Raw genomic sequence first — 18,755 nt, 5'->3', positions numbered from 1 at the left:
ATCGAGGCAAGGTTAACGTGCACTCATAACAACAAGGATCTGGCGATGCCCTACTTTCCTGCGGTCGAAAAAATCCTCTATGAAGGCCCCGATAGCGACTCTCCCCTGGCCTTCCGGCACTACGATGCAAACAAGCTGATCCTCGGCAAACCGATGCGCGAGCACCTGCGGATGGCCGCGTGTTACTGGCACAACTTCGTCTGGCCCGGCAGTGACATGTTCGGCTCCGGCACCTTCCAGCGGCCCTGGCAGCAACCGGGGGAAGCCCTGCAAGTGGCACGCGGCAAGGCCGAAGCGGCGTTCGAGTTTTTCTCCAAGCTGGGCATCGACTACTACAGCTTCCACGACACCGACGTGGCTCCCGAAGGCGCAAGCCTGGCGGAGTACCGCGACAACTTTGCGCGAATGGTCGACCAGCTCGAAGGCCATCAGGAACAGACCGGTATCCGGCTGCTGTGGGGCACTGCCAACTGCTTCAGCAACCCGCGCTTTGCCGCCGGCGCCGCCAGTAACCCGAACCCGGAAGTGTTTGCCTATGCGGCGGCCCAGGTGTTCAGCGCGATGAATGCCACCCACCGTCTCAAGGGCTCCAGCTATGTGTTGTGGGGCGGCCGCGAAGGCTACGAGACCCTGCTCAATACCGACCTCAAGCGCGAGCGCGAGCAACTCGGGCGGTTCATGCGCATGGTGGTCGAGCACAAATACAAGATCGGCTTCACCGGCGAGCTGTTTATCGAGCCCAAGCCACAGGAGCCCACCAAGCACCAATACGACTACGACAGCGCCACCGTGTTTGGCTTCCTGCATCAGTTCGGCCTGGAGAAAGAGATCAAGGTCAACATCGAGGCCAACCATGCCACCCTCGCCGGCCACAGCTTTCACCATGAGATCGCCACCGCCGCGTCCCTGGGCATTTTCGGCAGCATCGACGCCAACCGTGGCGACCCGCAGAACGGCTGGGACACCGACCAGTTCCCCAACAGCGTCGAGGAGCTGACCCTGGTCACCTACGAGGTACTCAAGGCCGGTGGCTTCAAGGGAGGTGGCTACAACTTCGACTCCAAGGTACGCCGCCAAAGCCTCGACGAAGTGGACCTGTTCCATGGCCACGTGGCCGCAATGGACGTGCTGGCGCTGTCCCTGGAACGTGCCGCCGCCATGGTGCAGAACGACGCCCTCGAACAGTTCAAGGCCCAGCGTTATGCCGGCTGGGACCAATCCTTCGGGCGTGCCGTGCTTGGCGGCGACTTCAGCCTGGCGTCGCTGGCCGAGCATGCCTTCAGCCACCAACTGAACCCACAAGCCGTGAGTGGCCGCCAGGAGATGCTCGAAGGCGTAGTGAATCGCTTTATCTACCCATGACCGCTACGCTCCAGGTCCAGCAGTGCGTCTAAACAACAATAAAAGGGACTCACCATCATGAAACACCTGAAAACCGTCTTGCTCACCAGCGTTCTGGCACTGCTTTCCAATTCGGTCATGGCCGACGCGGCCCATCCGAAAATCGGCTTTTCCATCGACGACCTGCGCCTTGAACGCTGGGCCCGCGACCGCGATTATTTCACCGCCGCCGCCGAGCAACTGGGGGCCAAGGTCTACGTGCAGTCGGCGGACGCCAACGAGCAACGGCAGATCTCGCAGATCGAAAACCTGATCTCCCGGGGCGTCGACGTGATTGTGATCGTGCCGTTCAATGCCACGGTGCTGAACAACGTGGTGGCCGAGGCCAAGAAAGCCGGGGTGAAAGTGCTGTCCTACGACCGGCTGATTTTGAATGCCGATATCGACGCCTACATCTCCTTCGATAACGAAAAGGTCGGCGAGATGCAGGCCCAGGGCGTGTTGAACGCGCAGCCTAAAGGCAATTACTTCCTGCTGGGCGGCGCACCTACCGACAACAACGCGAAGATCCTGCGCCAGGGCCAGATGAAGGTGCTGCAGCCTTCGATCGACAAGGGCGACATCAAGATTGTCGGCCAGCAATGGGTCAAGGAATGGAACCCCACCGAAGCCCTGAGCATTGTCGAAAACGCCCTGACCGCCAACAGCAACAAGATCGACGGCATCGTCGCCTCCAACGACGCCACCGCCGGCGGCGCGATCCAGGCCCTGGCGGCACAAAAACTCGCGGGCAAGGTGCCGGTCTCGGGCCAGGATGCCGACCTGGCCGCGATCAAGCGCGTGATCGCCGGCACCCAGACCATGACCGTCTACAAGCCCCTGAAGCTGCTGGCGTCCGAGGCGGCCAAGCTCTCGGTACAACTGGTGCGTGACGAGAAACCGGACTACAACTCGCAGTACGACAACGGCAGCAAACAGGTGTCGAGCATCCTGCTCAAGCCGACCGCGTTGACCAAGGACAACGTCAACGTGCTGGAAGAAGACGGGTTCTACACCAAAGCGCAAATCGCCGGGCAGTAAGCGTACGGCTCACTGCAGGGGCGGTTTGAGGCCGCTCCTGCCTTTTCGCTGTGGAATGAGTGCCCGCCATGTCCGACTACCTGCTGGAAATGAACAACATCGTCAAGACCTTCGGCGGCGTCAAAGCCCTGAATGGCATCGACATCAAGGTAAAACCCGGGGAATGCGTAGGGTTGTGCGGCGAGAACGGCGCCGGCAAATCGACCCTGATGAAAGTGCTGTCGGCGGTGTATCCCCATGGCACCTGGGACGGCGAAATCCTTTGGGACGGCCAGCCGTTGCGCGCCCACTCCATCGCCGAAACCGAAGCCTGCGGCATCGTGATCATCCATCAGGAATTGACCCTGGTACCCGACCTCTCGGTGGCCGAAAACATCTTCATGGGCCACGAGCTGACACTGCCCGGCGGGCGCATGAACTACCCCGCCATGATGCACCGTGCCGAAGCCCTGATGCGCGAGCTGAAAGTGCCGGACATGAACGTCGCCCTGCCCGTTTCGCAATACGGCGGCGGCTACCAGCAACTGGTGGAAATCGCCAAGGCCCTGAACAAGCAGGCGCGCCTGCTGATCCTCGACGAACCCTCCTCGGCGCTGACCCGCTCGGAAATCGAGGTGCTGCTGGACATCATCCGTGGGCTCAAGGCCAAGGGCGTCGCCTGCGTGTACATCTCCCACAAGCTCGATGAGGTCTCGGCCATCTGCGACACCATCGCGGTGATCCGCGACGGCAAACACATCGCGACCACGGCCATGGCCGAGATGGACGTGTCGCGCATCATCACGCAGATGGTCGGCCGTGAGATGAGCAACCTCTACCCCACCGAACCCCATGCGGTAGGCGAGGTGCTGTTCGAGGCGCGCAACGTCACCTGCTACGACGTCGACAACCCGGGCCGCAAGCGGGTGGACAATGTCTCGTTCAGCGTGCGCCGTGGCGAAATCCTCGGCATCGCCGGGCTGGTGGGCGCCGGCCGCACGGAACTGGTGTCGGCGCTGTTCGGCAGCTACCCCGGGCGCTACCAAGGCGAGGTATGGCTGGATGGCAAACCGATTGATACACGCACGCCGCTGAAGTCGATTCGCGCCGGGCTGTGCATGGTCCCGGAAGACCGCAAGCGCCAGGGCATCGTCCCGGACCTGGGCGTTGGGCAAAACATCACCCTGGCGGTGCTGGACCGTTTCTCGCACCTGACGCGCATCGATGCCGAGGCGGAACTGGGCAGCATCGAGCAGGAAATCAAGCGCATGCACCTGAAGACGGCGAACCCGTTCCTGCCGATCACCAGCCTCTCCGGCGGCAACCAGCAGAAGGCCGTACTGGCCAAGATGCTCCTGACCAAACCCCGGGTGCTGATCCTCGACGAACCGACCCGTGGCGTGGACGTGGGCGCCAAATATGAGATCTACAAATTGATGGGCGCGCTGGCGGCCGAAGGCGTGTCGATCATCATGGTGTCCTCGGAGCTGGCCGAGGTGCTGGGGGTCTCCGACCGGGTGCTGGTGATCGGCGAGGGCCAGTTGCGCGGCGACTTTATCAACCAGGGCCTGACCCAGGAACAGGTGCTCGCCGCCGCCCTCAGCCAACCGAACGGGCATGACAATAATAATGATCGGAAGTCCGCGTAAATGAACCAGGTCAAACAGCTCTTCACCCGCTACAAAATGCTCGCCCTGTTGATCGCCGTGGTGCTGATCTGGGTGTTTTTCAGCTGGCAGACCGAAGGCGGTTTCCTGACCCCGCGCAACCTGTCGAACCTGCTGCGGCAGATGTCCATTACCGGCATCCTGGCCTGCGGCATGGTGCTGGTGATCATCAGCGGCGAGATCGACCTGTCGGTGGGCTCGATGCTCGGCTTGCTCGGCGGCGTCGCGGCGATCCTGGATGTGGTTTATCACATTCCCCTGCCGCTGAACCTGGCCATCGTCGCCCTCTGTGGCTTGCTGATTGGCCTGGGCAACGGCTACATGACCGCGTACCTGCGCATCCCCTCCTTCATCGTCGGCCTGGGCGGCATGCTCGCGTTTCGCGGGGTGCTGCTGGGCATTACCGGCGGCACCACGATTGCACCGGTTTCGCCACAACTGGTGTACATCGGCCAGGGTTACCTGCCGACGGTGGTCGGGGTGATTCTCGGCGTGTTGCTGTTCGGGCTGGCGATATTCCTGACCTGGCGCCAACGCCACAACCGCGCCCTGCACGGCTTGGCGCTGCCGTCGATGCTGCGCGACAGCGTGCGCGTGGTGTTGATCGGTTTCGTGCTGGCCGGCTTCGTCTACACCCTCAACAGCTACGACGGCATTCCCGTGCCGGTGCTGCTTCTGCTGGTGCTGCTGGGGGTGTTCAGTTACGTCACCAGCCAGACCGTCTTTGGCCGGCGCATCTACTCGGTGGGCAGCAACATGGAAGCCACACGCCTGTCGGGGATCAACGTGCAGGCGGTCAAACTGTGGATCTTCGGGATCATGGGCGTGATGTGCGCCCTTGCCGGGCTGGTCAACACCGCGCGCCTGGCGGCGGGTTCACCTTCGGCGGGCAACATGGGCGAACTGGATGCTATCGCGGCGTGCTTTATCGGCGGTACATCGATGCGCGGCGGTTCGGGCACGGTGTACGGCGCCCTGCTCGGCGCACTGGTGATCAGCAGCCTGGACAACGGCATGTCGATGCTCGACGTGGACAGCTACTGGCAGATGATCGTCAAGGGCAGCATCCTGGTGCTGGCGGTGTGGGTGGATGTGAGTACGCGGACGGGGCGTCGTTGAGGTTGGGGCAATGGCATGGAGCTTGCTCTTGATCAGCAGGCGGCCGATATCGGCCTCGACTTGAGCAGAAACGACCCACGAGGCACATGCCATGCACAGTTTGTTCTTTGCAACCGCTCAGATGATCAACGGCCGCGTACAGTCCGTTGATTCCATGGACAAACATCAGGACCCAAGGGCAATGCCCCTTGAACTGCAGGCAAAGCTTGGCATCGCCCTTGGGCTGCTGGCCCTCGGCAGCTGTTTCGCGCTGTGGTTGATCGGCGCCTGAGCCTGCTTCAAAAAGAGGCCGGTGTTACCGCCCGGGCAACCCTATCGGGCGGTCCGGATCATGTCGGCAGCTTTTTCGCCGATCATGATGCACACCGAGTTGGGGTTGCCTGAAATCAGGGTCGGCATGATCGACGCATCGGCCACCCGCAGCCCTTCGATGCCATGCACCTTGAGGTCCGGCCCCACCACCGCCCGCTCATCCACACCCATGCGACAGGTGCCGGATGGATGCAGTGCGGCGTGGGCTTCCTCGTGACAGAACTGCTTCATCGCTTCGCGCGAGCGCACGGTGGGTTCCGGTACATGCCGACGAGCCACGTAGGGTTTGAAGGCCGCCTGGGCCATGATCTGTTCGCCCACCAGGCAACCGTCCACCAGGCTTTCAATGTCGTACGGATCGGAAAAGTAGTTGGGCACGATGCGCGGCGGGGACATCGGGTCGGCGGAGTAAAGCTCCACATAGCCCCTGGACCTTGGCCGTATCTGCCCCAGGTTCAACGTGCAGCCATTGCCGCCGGGCACCGAATCCACACCCTCTTCGATGCCCGCGCCCACCACCATGAAATACTGGATATCCGGGTGCACCGCCGTCTTGTCGCCCCACCAGAACGCCCCGCCTTCAATCAGGTTGGACGCCGCCGGGCCTTGCCGGAACAACGCGTACTGCAACCCCGCCATAAGCTTCCACCACGGTTTTTTGTACTTGTCGTAGCTGTGGGGGCCGGTCAGCTCATACACCAGTGAAATTTCGATATGGTCCTGCAGGTTCTGCCCCACACCGGGCAAATCCTGAACCACTTTGATCCCGTGTTTTTCCAGCTGCTCAGCGGGCCCGATCCCCGACAACATCAGCAACCGGGGTGAGTTGATGGCGCCGCAGGACAGGATGATTTCCTTGTCGGCGTGCATCACCTGGCGCACGCCCTTCTCCAGGTATTCGATGCCGACGGCCTTGTTGCCCTGCATCAGGATACGCAGCACCCGGCAGCCGGTCTTCACCGTCAGGTTCTTGCGCGACTTGGCCGGCGCCAGGTAGGCCACGGCGGCACTGCTGCGAAAGCCGTTTTTGGCGGTGATCTGGTACAGCCCGCAGCCCTCGGGCTGGCCCGAGTTGAAATCTTCGTTATAGGGCAATCCAAACTGCTGGCAGGCCCGCAGCCAGACTTTGGTCAAGGGGTGGATATTGATCGGGTCCGACACCCCCAACGGCCCGCCGACACCGTGCACCTCGTTGCAGAACCGCTCGTTGTCCTCGGCCTTTTTGAAGTACGGCAACACGTCTTTATACGACCACCCGGCGGCGCCCTGTTCGGCCCAACCGTCGTAGTCGGCGGGCACGCCACGGATATAGATCATCGCATTCACCGAGCTGCCGCCCCCGAGCACGCTGGCCTGGACCATGGTCGGCGTTTCGCTGCGGTGCTGGTCCTCGGTCGGCTCCCACGCATAACGCTTGAGCAGCGGGCCCTGGGCGGTCTTGTAGTAGGCGCCGGGAATATGGATGTAAGGGCTGCGATCCCGCGGGCCTTCCTCGAACAGCACCACCGACGCTCCCGCATCCTCACTCAGGCGCGATGCGACTGTGCAGCCCGTGGAGCCGCCCCCGATTACGATGAAATCCACCATGACAACCTCAGATCTTTTTAGTATTCAGCCAGTGTCGAAACGCGCGTTATCAACCGACCAGGCCGGTTAACAGCGTCTTCAATTGTTGGGCGACGGCGTAGCTGTTTTGCTGCTGCTGTTTTTTGCAGAACAACTCACAACTCCACCACCCGGCGTAACCGGTGGCCTTTACCGCGGCGGTCCACTCGACCAGGTCGAGCACGCCGCTGCCGGTGGGCACATCGCGCAGCACTTCCTCATTCGGGATACCGCCTTCGAAGGCCAGTGAGTCGCAGACATGCACGCCGTAGATCACGTCCTTGTCGAGCCGGGCGACGTCCGCAGGGGTCACGCCGCTGGTAAAGCAATGCCAATAGTCGATCACCATCTTCACGTTGCTGCGCCCGGTGCGTTCAATCAGCTGCAGTTGGTGATCCAGGGTGTTGAGTGGCGTCCAGGACAAGGCTTCGAGGTAGAGCAGCAGACCGTATTGCCTGGCCACATCGGCCAACTCCGCCAGGTTGCTTGCCGTGCGGGCGTATTGTTCGGCCTGATCCATGCCCAGCAAGCCTGAGTAATGCAGGCTCTTGCCGATCGCCTGAAAATCAATCACCGCCTGTACATTGATCGGACCGGTGAGGACCTGCACGCCTTTGGCGCCCACCAGATTGGCCAGCTCAAATAGCCGCCGGGCTTCCTTGAACAGGTCATCGCGCTCGGCGCCCTGGCGTTCGATGTCCCGCAGGTAGCCGATGCCGGTGACAGGCACGTCGTTGAGCAGTGCTTGAAGCTCTGACTCGGTATAGCCGGCCTGCAGATACGCCTCCAGCTTGCCGCTGTTGATCTCCAGCGCGTCAAAACCCAGCGTCCGGGCGATGTCGATATCCATCGCCAGGGTCGAGTGTTTCGCAACGGTGGAATGCAGGGCGAGGACGTTATTTTGGGTTGCCATATGGCGCTCCTACGGTTGAGTAGCGATCAGCCAAGGCACCAACGGCCAACGCCGCGGCGTCCAGCCGTGCTTGGGGCAAGAGGCCCTCGGCGACGGCGGCGACAATCGCCCGAACGATCTGCGGCACGTGGGGCATAGCCTTTGCGGAAATCAGTAATAAGTCGGCCCCGGCATTCAGCGCGGCCACTGCGACCTCGCCGAGGGACATCTGGCCGATGGTTGAGCGGTGATCGAGGTCGATGGTCATCACCAGCCCCTTGAAGCCCAACTCCTGGCGCAACACGCCGATCAATTCAGGCGACACCGAGGCTGCCGTGGGCGGTGTGCATGCGGCGAATATCGCCGGGCCCATCATCACCGCATCGGCGCCAGCGTCGATCCCGGCCTGGAACCCGGGCCAGAAGGCCCGCAGTTGCTGCATGGATTCGCTGACCACCGCCGTTTCAGTCGACGGCTGCTGAAACAGCACCGGGTGCCCGGGGAAGTGCTTCAGGGTGCTGGCCATCCCGGCCCGCCGCACGCCGCGCACATACGCCCCGACCATCGCCGCCGTCTGGTGGACATCGCCCGACAGCGTGCGCCCCGCCAGCCACACATTACGGCCGCCGACCACATCCGCCGTCGGCGACAGCAGCAGGTTGACCCCGGTCGCCCGCGCGGCGGTGGCGACCTTGAAGCACGCCTGCTCCAGCGCCGCACAATCCATCGCCCGGGCCACATCGGGCTCCGGCAGCGCCGGGGTCACCCCTTGCAAGCGGTGCACGGCGGAGATGTCGGCATCGGCTGCCAGCAGCAGCGGCCCACCCAGTTCGGTGGCCGTGCCGGTAAAACGCTGCCAGATGTCCAGGGTTTCGGTTTGCAGGCGGCTGGCGCTCATTTTTCCGCTGACGTATTCCTCTCCCGTCTCGCCAAACAACAGGCTGCGCCCGCCATTGCCGAGGAACCGACGCACGTCATCCGTCATCTGCACGTCCAGCAATACCGGGAACAGTACGCCGTAGGCCTTGCGGTCATTCGCGCTCATGGCTGGTTTCCTGGGTGGCGATTGCCAGTTGACGAACCTTGGCAGCGGCGTCCAACAGAACCTGGCGGTCCAGGGTGCCTTCGTGGACGGCGGCGACAATCGCCTCGGCGATGCTGTCCAGACCTGACTCGCTGGACACCAGCAACAGGTGCGCACCGGCCACCAGGGAGGCTACGGCGGTGTCGGGGATGGTGTTGCCGCGCAGTATCGACACCGCGTCCAGGTCATCGGAAATGATCAGGCCTTCGAAGCCGAGGGTGTCACGCAGTACGCCGATGACCTTCGACGAGGTGGACGCCGACTGCTGCGCATCAATCGCAGGAAACACCGCCGGGCCAGGCATGACGGCTTTTACGCCGGTGGCGATGACCTGCTTGAACACTTCAAGATTGTCATGCAGCAATTCCAGCGGCCCCGGCACGGTGGCTTCGGCAATCGCCGGATCGTGCTCGGTGACGTAGTGCCCGGGGAAGTGCTTGGCAGTGGCGATCACTCCCGCGCGCTGCACCCCGCGGATAAACGCGCAGGACACTCGGCTGACTTCCACTGGATCCGCGCCCAGGTGCCGGTTGTGCAGCCATGGATTGACGCCGGTGACCACGTCCACGATGGGCGCCAGGAACAGATTCACGCCCAGCCCGCGGGCCGCGGCGGCCATCTCGAAGCAACGTTGCTCGAGGTCCTCGGCGCCGAGGTCCTGGAGCTGCGCCCGGGTGGCGACCGCCGGGACCAGTTGGTGCAGGCGCTCGATTCCGCCGAGTTCCTGGTCTACCGCGATCAGCACCGCAGAGCCCGCCAGCGCCGTGGCTTCCTTGACGATACTGATGAAATCGGCTTTGGACTCGGCCGCCTTGCGCGCCGGGCTCATGCCTCGGCCCACGTATTCATCCCGGGTTTCCCCAAGCAACAGGGACACACCACCACGGCTCAGGTAACGGCGCACATTGTCGTCCAGGTGCAAATCCCCGAATGCGGGAAGCAGTACCGAATACGCGGCGCGATGCAGTTCGCTTGACATTGTTTTTCCTCAACAGCGTTTGGGTGAGTCGTTGGATGCGCAGCGGTGCCACGCATGAAATCAATTACCGCGGGAAAGGCACCCAGGCCCGCTGCTGGTGGGATTCGAGGCTGGCCTGGGACAACAACACCCCGCGCACGCCTTCGTGAATATCCGGCAACGGGACGCTGGTCGCTGTGCGCCATTGCGCCCCGGCGTCCAGGGCCTCGGCGAAGTCGGCGTACAGCACGGCCAGCGCTTCCAGATAACCTTCGGTATTGCCCGCCGGCAAGCTGGTGAACGTCAGCGTCTGCGGCCTGTTGTCGGACTGGCCTCGCCGATAGATGCGGTCTGCACCGTCAGTGGGCGTGAACAACAGGGTTTCCGGTGACTCCTGGCACCACTCGAGCGAAGCCAGGCTGCCGACGACCTTGAAGCGCAAGCCGTTGCGATGCCCGGGCGCGGCGAAACTGGCCCACAACAATCCATCCACGCCGCCGTCGAATTCCAGTTGCACCACGCAGGTATCGTCCAGGCCCCAACCCGGCACCACGCTGGTCAACTTGGCGTTGAGCTGGGTGCAGCGCTGCCCGGAAAGAAACTCCAACAGGTTGAAGGCGTGGGTGCCGACGTCTCCCAGCGCGCCGGTGGGGCCGGCCTTTTGCGGGTCACCGCGCCACGCCAGGCTATTGCTCAAGCCGGACACGCCGGGGGCCAGCCACTCCAGCAGGTATTCGACGTACAGGAAGCGCAGCTCACCCAGCTCGCCGGCCTGGATTCGACTGCGGGCGTCCCTGACCATCGGGTAGCCCTGGTAGGTGTAGGTCAGCGCAAAAAATGTCCCATGGCGCTCGGCAAGGCTCGCCAACTCACGGGCTTCGTCAGGGTGGTTGACCAGGGGCTTGTCGCAGATCACCGGGATGCCCGCCTCCAGGAACAACCGGCACGGTTCGAAGTGCAAGTGGTTGGGCGTCACGATAACCACCGCCTCGATCGGGTCGGGGCGGCGAGACTCGGCGGCCGCCATGTCCTCGAACGACAAGTAGATACGTTCGGGTTCAATAGTGAGCGCTGCGCCCGCCTCGCGGCATTTATCCGCGTCGGCAGAGAATGCGCCGGCGACGATATCGAAGCGATTACACAGGCGCATCGCGGCGCGGTGGTAACTGGCGAAGTAAGCGCCCTGCCCGCCGCCGACCATGCCGACCTTGAGTCGCCTCTTTCCGGGAATGTCGCCGGTCAACCTTGCCATCGCCCAATCCTCCGCAAAAAGCATTGGCCCGAGTATCAGGGGTGACCGGTGTTTCCACCATTTCGCACCCTTGGCGATACCTGACGCGGACTGAAGCACTCCTGCGCAGCACGGGGTGTTACCCGTCGCTATCGAATGTGTTACTGGGCGGACCGCCACCGTCACGATTGACCCGTGAAAACCACAACGCACTGGCGCCGAACCTTCAGTAAAAGCGCTTACAATCTGACGCATTCAGTTATGCTCAAACTTCATGTTTGAACTTAAACAAACGGCATGAAAGATGCTTTGGTAATGATCGGAAGTTTCAAACGCTTAAACGGTTATTACGGTTATGCCCAAGGTTATTCGATAACCGCGCTATAACTTTAATAACTGGCGCCTTAACCCAGCCAAGTACATCGAGATAATAATGCCCAGCCGCCCGGACTCATCGCCCCTGTCATTAGCCGCCGCCACCTCCCACCCCGAGCGACAGCAGGCGCGCAGCGACTTGCAGGCCAATGTGCAAAAGAACCTGAGCACGCTGGTGGAGTCCTGCCGGTCGGTGGCCGACATGTGCCGCAAAGTTGATGTGAACCGCCAGCAGTTCAACAAGTACCTGGTGGGCCAGCACGTGCCGTCGCAGAAGATTCTGCAAAAGATCGGCCGCTATTTCATGATGGAAGCCGAAGACCTCTTCCGCCCGCCCGCCGAGTTCAAGAAGTTCTATGAAGGCTATGAAAACGAACTGCCGACCGGCTTGCGGGCTTCGGAGCAGTTCAATCATTTCCTGCCGCTGGCCAAGCAGTCGGCTGACGTGCTCGAAGACTATCTGGGGGTGTATTACCGCTACCACAATTCATCGATCTACAAGGGCCGGATCCTGCGTTCGGTCACCTGCCTGTACCGCGCCGACTCGATGGTGCAGTACGTCACCGTCGAGCGCTTTCCGCTGCGCGATGGCAGCGGCAAGATCGGGTATTCATTCACCTACCACGGGTTCTGCCTGCTGCTGGGCGATCGCCTGTTCATGGTGGATTTCGAAGGCAAGCAACGTAACGAAATGACGTTCTCGATCCTGACGCCGCAGCATCGTCGGCCGATCCGTTTTCTCTATGGGTTGGTGACGGGTGTGGCGTCGTCCTCGTTCCGCCAGCCTTTCTCCACGCGCATGGCGCTGGGACTGGTGGACAAGGGCAAGATCCGCAAGCACCACTTGCGCAATGCAACGGTGCTGTTGCCCAGCGACCAGTCGATCCCGCTGGACGTACGTGAATACATGACCGGCGACAACGCCACCATTGTCTGGGGCGGTCAGGACTGAGGGACCTGCAGGGGCTGGCGTGCCGTCATCATTTCAACCAGCGACGGGCCCTTGCTGTTGAGGGCTTTGACGAGGGTCGCGTTGAGTTGTGACGCGTGTTCCACGCGCCAGGCTTCAAGGCCGAAGTTTCGGGCGATGCCGGCGAAGTCCGGGGCATAGGGTTTGCCATCCGGCAGGTTGAATTCACCGGCCCGGTGCTGCTCGATGGGCGACGTCTGTACGTCGCCCAGGGCTTCGTCACCGTTGCTGTTGAAGACCAGGAACACCACCGGAATGCTGTGCATCACGCACACGGCCATCTCTTGCATCGACTGCAGGAAATCCCGGCTGCCCACGGCACAGACCACCTGGCGGGCGGGCATGGCGAGCTTGGCGCCGATAGCCGCCGGGACGGCCCAGCCGAGGGTGGCGGGGTTGCCGGCGCACAAGTGCCTGCCGGGGTAATGCACCGGGAACATCTTGCGGGCCATGGGCTGGGTGGGGCCGCTACCGAAGACGAGGATGGCATCGTTTTCCAGCACGGAGGATGAGGCGCGGCCTTCGCGCAGTACGCTGATTTTACGCGGGGTGGGTTGGGGTTCTGCACGCAGGGTGGCGGGTGGCAGGCTGGCGTTGGTGGAGGCGCCTTGGAGGGCGTCGTCAATGGACAGGCTGACGGGGCCGGGATGGGCGCTCAGCATGGTGTCGAAGGCTTGGCGCAGGGCTTGGGGTAGCTGTTGTAGTGTCGAAACCGTCGCGTGATCTTTCATGACGTTGGCGGCTATCGCGTCGGGCTGGGCGTTGCTGATGACCAGCAGCGCGCAGGCGTCCTGGTGCGCGGTGGCCAGGGCTCCCAGGGCTGAGGGGATGCCCAGGGGGCCCGTAAGTACGACGGCCATGGGGCGACCGCACGCACGGTAGTAGCCGTCGGCGAGGTGCACGGCGCTGTGGGCCTGGATGACGTGGATAAAGGGGATGTCGGTGCCCGGGGTCAGCAGCGCTTCCACCAGGGCCCGGGCGCCGTCGCCCGGGGGCCCGGCTACGTAGTCGACACTGTTGGCCTTGAGTGCCTTGGCGATGATTTGGCCACCTGTGAATTTCACTCGATACTCCAGCGAATGCGCGGCGTCTGGGCCGGGATCAGGCTTGGAGTATTCGCCTGGTGCGGGGTGGGCTCAATTTCGCACCTTGGGTAAAAGAGACGCAGATTGACGCAGATATTGGGGCTCACTACAGCACAGTGGCCTGCAGGCCGGCTTGAGTGTTAGAAGCCAAATCAAAAGCTAAAGCGGGCACGGTCAAATGTGGGAGCTGGCTTGCCAGCGATGGCATCGCCTAGGTGTGTCTGATGTACCGAGTTGTCTGCATCGCAGGCAAGCCAGCGCCTACAGAAAAGCCGCTCTGCTTCTGCTCTGGTTTCTAACCTGCAGGTCGGCTTTCAGGCCGCCGTGCTCTTGCTACGGATCCCCCCAGAAACCCCTGGCCCCCCACGTGCGCCGCTTAGGTCACTCCAATGCGTCAGAGTGCGTCGCTTTTAACCCCCCTGCGAAATTGAGCCCCCCGCCTCCCCGCTCAATACTCAACCCATGAAAACAACAAGCCGAGCCTATCAAGCGCTGGGCGCACCGCTTCAGGCCCGCAACACCCTGCAGCCCGGAATAAGCGTGCGTCGCCCCGCCAAGGAAGAGTCAATCGGAACAGTGGAGGCCTTACCACCCTCCCCAGCAGCATGGAATCAATGCTGGCCATAACACTGCCGATCCAACTGACTGCATACAAAAGGACGCACCTGGCATCGACACCAGGCCCATGCCTTGCAAGTCGCTCAACATTTGCACCCACCACCCAGGCAGGAACTCGAAATGAAAAAAGAAATAGAGACGGGTTATGGTTTGACCGGCATTGACTTCAATTCCCTCAGCTTGAAACGACGCTCGTTCCTGCTGGGCGCTGCCGCCTCTGCCGCAGGCTTGTACCTCGGCTCGTTCGTGCCCAGCGCATTTGCCGCCACCACCGGGCACCTGGAAATCCTCGGCTGGGAAGGCGAAACCGGCGACGCCGAACTTGCCGACTGGCGCAAGCAACGCAACGTTACCGTGCGCTCCAGTTATGCCAGCAACCAGGACGACATCACCGCCCGGCTGGCCGGCTCCGATCCAGTGCAGCTCGACCTGACCATGTACGCCCTGGGCTACGAAAAGATCTATCAGGAAATGGGCCTGCTCAAGGCCATCGACACCACGAAGATCCCCAACTATTCCGCCGACAATACCCTCGCGCTGTTCTACAAGGGCAGCCGTTGGTACTGGGACGGCAAGCAATGGGGCATCCCGTTGCTGTGGGGGATGAACACCATCATCTACAACCCCAAGAACGTCAAAAAGCCCACCCAATACACCGACCTGCTGGACCCCAAGCTCAAGGGCAAGTTGACCTTTGTCGATGACGGCACCTCGAACTGGTCGCTGATCGCGACCATCGCCGGCTACGGCGACAAGTACCCCAACCTGACCCGCGCCGAGTTCAACGACGCCTTTGAAAAACTCAAGCCGTACCGTGATCAATGCCGCGTGTTCGCGGCTTCGTCGGGTGACGCGGTATCGCTGCTGGTATCGGGTGAAGTGGACGCGGTGTTCTCGGCCTCCGCCAACACCCCGAGCGAAACCATCAAGCGCGGCGTGACCACTGCCCTGTCGGTGCCCAGCGAAGGCGCAGCGCTGTGGTGCGATGCGTTGTTCATCCCGAAAACCGCCAAGGATATTCCCCTGGCCCTGGAGTTCATCAACAAGACCCTGGAGCCCGATACCCAGGCCAAGATGGCAACCACGATGTTCTCCGGCGTGGTCAACCCCAAGGCCGTGCCGCTGCTGCCGGAGGACCTGAGAAACACCTTTGACTACGCGAACCTCGACAGCTTCTTCGAGAAATCCAAACTCTATGGCCAACCGCCCCTGAGCTCCGAAAAGTATGTGACCTATGCGGAATGGATCGATCAGTGGGCGAACTTCAAAGGCTCGTTCTAGAGCGCTTGGCACGCCGGCGCTGGCAACCGTGGGGTGGGTGTTCATCAACACGCGCCCCACGGGTCAACGCGCCCTGACTCTCGAATAAAAACGCAAAGGCAACCTCATCATGACCGTAGTCAACAACACCGAGTCCATGCCCCTGGACGACGGCGATTCAAGGGTCGGTAAACACGTGAAGATGGATAAGAGAACCCTCAGCGGGTATTGGCTGGCGTCGCCGCCGTTGCTGTTTCTGGTGGTGTTCTTTCTGGTTCCGTCGGCACTGTTGCTGATTGCCAGTTTCTGGACCGCCAAGACCTTCAGCATGGAGCCCGCCGCCACCCTGGCCAACTATGCCAAGGCCCTGAGCGCCAGCGGGTTTTATGACTCGCTGTGGATCGCCCTGCAAAACGGCTTCTGGACCGCCCTGCTCTCCACCGTGATCAGTGCGCCGGTGGCCTATTACATCGTGTACCGCACACGCTCCAACGCCGTGTTGTACCTGGCGTTGGTGTCGTGGTTTTCCAGTTACCTGGTACGGGTCTACGCATGGCGCTCGATCCTGGGCACCAACGGCGTGATCAACTCCACCCTGCTGCACTTCGGCCTGATCGACCAGCCGCTGGAGTGGCTGGTGTTCAGCAAGTTCGCCGTGGTGCTGACCCTGGTGCACATCATGCTGCCCTTCACCCTGTTGCTGCTGGTGTCGGGCCTGCGGGACATCAAGAAGGACTACCTGGAGGCCGCTGCCGACCTGGGCGCCGGCGGTGTCACCATTCTGTGGCGGGTGATCATGCCGATGGCTCACAAGAGCATCGTCAGCTCGTTCATGTTCACCTTCGTGCTGGCCGCCAGCGACTACGTCACCCCGCAACTGCTGGGCGGCCGGGATGCGATGACCACCGGGCTGGTGATCGCCAACCAGTTCCGCTCGGTAGGTAACTGGCCACTCGGTGCGGCGATGGCTTATCTGCTGTTGATCGTGTTCATGCTGGTGTACGCGTTGCTGCTGGGGGTGTTGCGCGCAGCCAACCTGGCACCCGGCAAGCGTTACCACGACTGACTGCCGCTCATAAAAAAGGTAACTCGCCATGATCCGGTTATTCACTTACGTCTACATGTTGTTCCTCTACGCGCCCATCGCGATTATCGCGCTGTTCAGCTTTCACTCGTCCGCCTCGCTGTCGTTCCCGTTCGAGGGTTTTTCCACGCGCTGGTACGAGGCGCTGTTCAGCAGTTCGGACTTCATGACAGCCCTGACCAACAGTGCGATCGTCGCCGCCGGTTCGGCGATTCTCACCACGCTGCTGGGCACGTTCTCGGCCCTGGCGCTGATGCGCATGAAAGGCCGGGTAAAAGCGGTGTTCGCGTTCATGAACTTTGCCCCCATCGCCTTGCCCGGTTTGTTTTTGGGGATTGCACTGGTGATTTTCTTCTCACTGGTCGGCCTGCCCCGCTCGCTGCTGACGGTGATCATCGGCCACACCCTGTTCACCTTTCCGTTCTTCGTGGAGTCGGTGCGCTCACGGCTGGAGTATTTCGACCTGTCGTTCGAGGAGGCCGCCCGTGACCTCGGCGCCTCGCCCCTCAAAGCGTTCTGGCTGGTGACGCTGCCGATCATCGGGCCAACCATTGCCGGCGCCGCGATCCTCGCGGTGGCGCTGTCGATGGATGAATTCCTGATCACCGTGTTCGTCACCGGCAGCGACACCACGCTGCCCCTCATGATTCTTTCGATGATGCGCCGCGCCGTCAGCCCCACCATCAATGCCGCCTCGGTATTCATGCTGGTGGTGACCATCGCCATCATCGCCATTGCCGGCCTGGTCATGACCTTGCGTCGTCGCCGCCTCGAACTTGAACGTGCTGAAACTGCAGAGTAATCACCATGACCAACAGTATTGAACTGACCGGGATTTCCAAGAGCTACGGCAACCTCACTGCCCTGGGCAAAGTCGACCTCACGGTAAAACGCAACGAGATCCTGACCCTGCTCGGCCCCAGTGGCTGCGGCAAGACCACCCTGATGCGGATCATTGCCGGCTTCGAAGAGCCCACCACCGGCAAAGTGGTGATCGACGGCAAGGACTCCACCGCCCTGGCGCCTGAACACCGCCCGGTGAATATGGTGTTCCAGAAGTACGCGCTGTTCCCGCACCTGGACGTGTTCGACAACGTTGCCTTCGGGTTGCGTTTGAAGAAGAAGCCCAAGGATGAGATCAAGCGTGAAGTGAACAAGGCGCTGGAACTGGTGCAACTGGAAAGCTTCAAGAGCCGTTGGATCTCCGAGCTCAGTGGCGGGCAGGCGCAACGTGTGGCCCTGGCCCGCGCGCTGGTGAATCGCCCGGCGGTGTTGCTGCTGGACGAGCCGCTGGCGGCCCTGGACCTGAAGATTCGCCATCACATGCTTAACGAGATCAAGCGCATCCACGAAGAGACTTCCACCACGTTTGTGTATGTGACTCACGACCAGGACGAAGCGATGATCTTGTCGGACCGTGTGGTATTGCTGAACAAGGGTGGCATCGAGCAGATCGGCGGGCCGCAGGAGATGTATTGGTCGCCGCGCACGTTGTTTGCCGCCAGGTTTTTCGGCGATACCAATATCGTCAACGGCACGTATGGGCTCGGTGGCGTGGTCGAGTTGCCGTTTGGGCGTTATGCCCACACCGCTAAAAGCGGCGTGGGTGCAGGGCCGGTGAATGTGTCGATCCGGCCTGAAACCATCGGCCTTGAGCCGGCGCTGGGCGCCGCACTGGCCGACGGTGCGTTCGCCGGGAAGGTCAAGGACACTTCGTTTATCGGCAATCGGGTGATCTACCGCGTGGAGGTGGCCGGTGGCACGCTTGATCTCAAATGCCAGCAACTACCGACTCCCGGCAGCCACGCACTGCCGCCGGGGACGAACGTGGCGTTGACCTGCAAACCGGAAAGCTTTGTGGTGATTCCGGTCTGAAGGGGTTGAACATGGGGCCTGGCTGAAGCAGCCGAGGTTCATTTTTACGCTGGATCATGCGCTCTTTCACGGGAGGCTGGTCTGGCGTTTTTTTTGCCCGGGGGGAAGAGAGTAATGGTCGGTTTTATTGAGCGGGAAGTGGGCCCTCCGGTAAGTCTAGATTTACCGGGGGCCCGTGCCGGGCTGACCATCTCATTAGGGCTCTGCCCCGCCTGTCGGC

At 61.9% G+C, this 18,755-nt stretch carries 15 protein-coding genes; 9 read left to right on the top strand and 6 right to left on the bottom strand.

Annotation, left to right across the window (positions count from 1 at the left end; genetic code table 11):
* Positions 1–45: 45 nt before the first annotated feature.
* From xylA to HYE77_RS00465, 4 genes are all read left to right on the top strand, one after another.
* Entirely contained in the window at positions 46–1,362 is a 1,317-nt protein-coding gene (gene xylA / locus HYE77_RS00480; RefSeq protein ID WP_003219661.1) for a xylose isomerase, read from the top strand.
* 57 nt (positions 1,363–1,419) lie between these two features.
* Positions 1,420–2,421 (top strand): D-xylose ABC transporter substrate-binding protein, encoded by a 1,002-nt coding sequence (xylF, locus tag HYE77_RS00475; RefSeq protein WP_177068239.1) that lies wholly within the window; start codon positions 1,420–1,422, stop codon positions 2,419–2,421.
* A 68-nt stretch (positions 2,422–2,489) separates the two neighbouring features.
* Positions 2,490–4,049, top strand: a complete 1,560-nt coding sequence (xylG, locus tag HYE77_RS00470; RefSeq protein WP_177068238.1) for a D-xylose ABC transporter ATP-binding protein — start codon at positions 2,490–2,492, stop codon at positions 4,047–4,049.
* Positions 4,050–5,186 (top strand): sugar ABC transporter permease, encoded by a 1,137-nt coding sequence (locus HYE77_RS00465; RefSeq protein ID WP_003219656.1) that lies wholly within the window; start codon positions 4,050–4,052, stop codon positions 5,184–5,186.
* Positions 5,187–5,498: 312 nt separating this feature from the next.
* On the opposite strand, the gene HYE77_RS00460 is transcribed toward HYE77_RS00465, so the two are convergent.
* The 5 genes from HYE77_RS00460 to HYE77_RS00440 all read right to left on the bottom strand — a co-directional run bounded on the left by HYE77_RS00460 (position 5,499) and on the right by HYE77_RS00440 (position 11,289).
* On the bottom strand, positions 5,499–7,085 hold the full coding sequence (locus tag HYE77_RS00460; RefSeq protein ID WP_134326920.1) for a GMC family oxidoreductase: 1,587 nt from the start codon (positions 7,083–7,085) through the stop codon (positions 5,499–5,501).
* A gap of 49 nt (positions 7,086–7,134) precedes the next feature.
* The gene (locus HYE77_RS00455; RefSeq protein WP_177050026.1) at positions 7,135–8,016 is read right to left on the bottom strand and encodes a sugar phosphate isomerase/epimerase; all 882 of its coding nucleotides are present in this window, start codon (positions 8,014–8,016) and stop codon (positions 7,135–7,137) included.
* Positions 8,000–9,040: a glycoside hydrolase family 3 N-terminal domain-containing protein gene (locus tag HYE77_RS00450; protein WP_008436030.1), complete on the bottom strand. Its 1,041-nt coding sequence runs from the start codon at positions 9,038–9,040 to the stop codon at positions 8,000–8,002. Before HYE77_RS00450 ends, HYE77_RS00455 begins: the two co-directional genes overlap by 17 nt.
* Positions 9,027–10,058, bottom strand: coding sequence for a glycoside hydrolase family 3 N-terminal domain-containing protein (locus HYE77_RS00445; RefSeq protein ID WP_177009789.1), 1,032 nt, complete (start codon positions 10,056–10,058; stop codon positions 9,027–9,029). The genes HYE77_RS00450 and HYE77_RS00445 overlap by 14 nt, the downstream gene beginning before the upstream one ends.
* Positions 10,059–10,122: 64 nt before the next feature.
* Positions 10,123–11,289, bottom strand: coding sequence for a Gfo/Idh/MocA family protein (locus HYE77_RS00440; protein WP_177040046.1), 1,167 nt, complete (start codon positions 11,287–11,289; stop codon positions 10,123–10,125).
* 439 nt (positions 11,290–11,728) lie between these two features.
* On the opposite strand from HYE77_RS00440, the gene HYE77_RS00435 reads away from it, so the two are divergent.
* Positions 11,729–12,595 carry a helix-turn-helix transcriptional regulator gene (locus HYE77_RS00435; protein ID WP_032899479.1) on the top strand — a complete coding sequence of 289 codons (867 nt, stop codon included), beginning with the start codon at positions 11,729–11,731 and terminating at the stop codon, positions 12,593–12,595.
* Here HYE77_RS00435 and HYE77_RS00430 read toward each other — a convergent pair.
* Entirely contained in the window at positions 12,586–13,677 is a 1,092-nt protein-coding gene (locus HYE77_RS00430) for a thiamine pyrophosphate-dependent enzyme (protein ID WP_177068237.1), read from the bottom strand. The two genes, HYE77_RS00435 and HYE77_RS00430, sit on opposite strands and share 10 nt — an antisense overlap.
* Positions 13,678–14,436: 759 nt before the next feature.
* On the opposite strand from HYE77_RS00430, the gene HYE77_RS00425 reads away from it, so the two are divergent.
* From HYE77_RS00425 to HYE77_RS00410, 4 genes are all read left to right on the top strand, one after another.
* Entirely contained in the window at positions 14,437–15,597 is a 1,161-nt protein-coding gene (locus HYE77_RS00425; RefSeq protein ID WP_008430158.1) for a PotD/PotF family extracellular solute-binding protein, read from the top strand.
* A 109-nt stretch (positions 15,598–15,706) separates the two neighbouring features.
* Complete coding sequence (locus HYE77_RS00420) at positions 15,707–16,642, top strand: ABC transporter permease (protein WP_008430156.1); 936 nt, start codon at positions 15,707–15,709, stop codon at positions 16,640–16,642.
* Between the two features lie 28 nt (positions 16,643–16,670).
* On the top strand, positions 16,671–17,462 hold the full coding sequence (locus tag HYE77_RS00415) for an ABC transporter permease (protein WP_008430153.1): 792 nt from the start codon (positions 16,671–16,673) through the stop codon (positions 17,460–17,462).
* A gap of 5 nt (positions 17,463–17,467) precedes the next feature.
* Positions 17,468–18,535 (top strand): ABC transporter ATP-binding protein, encoded by a 1,068-nt coding sequence (locus HYE77_RS00410; protein WP_008430152.1) that lies wholly within the window; start codon positions 17,468–17,470, stop codon positions 18,533–18,535.
* Positions 18,536–18,755 lie beyond the last annotated feature (220 nt).

It is taken from the genome of Pseudomonas sp. IPO3774 (assembly GCF_013386835.1).
Lineage (GTDB): Bacteria > Pseudomonadota > Gammaproteobacteria > Pseudomonadales > Pseudomonadaceae > Aquipseudomonas.
The sequence above is the reverse complement of the archived record's forward strand: the minus strand, read 5'-3'. Positions and strand labels throughout refer to the sequence as shown.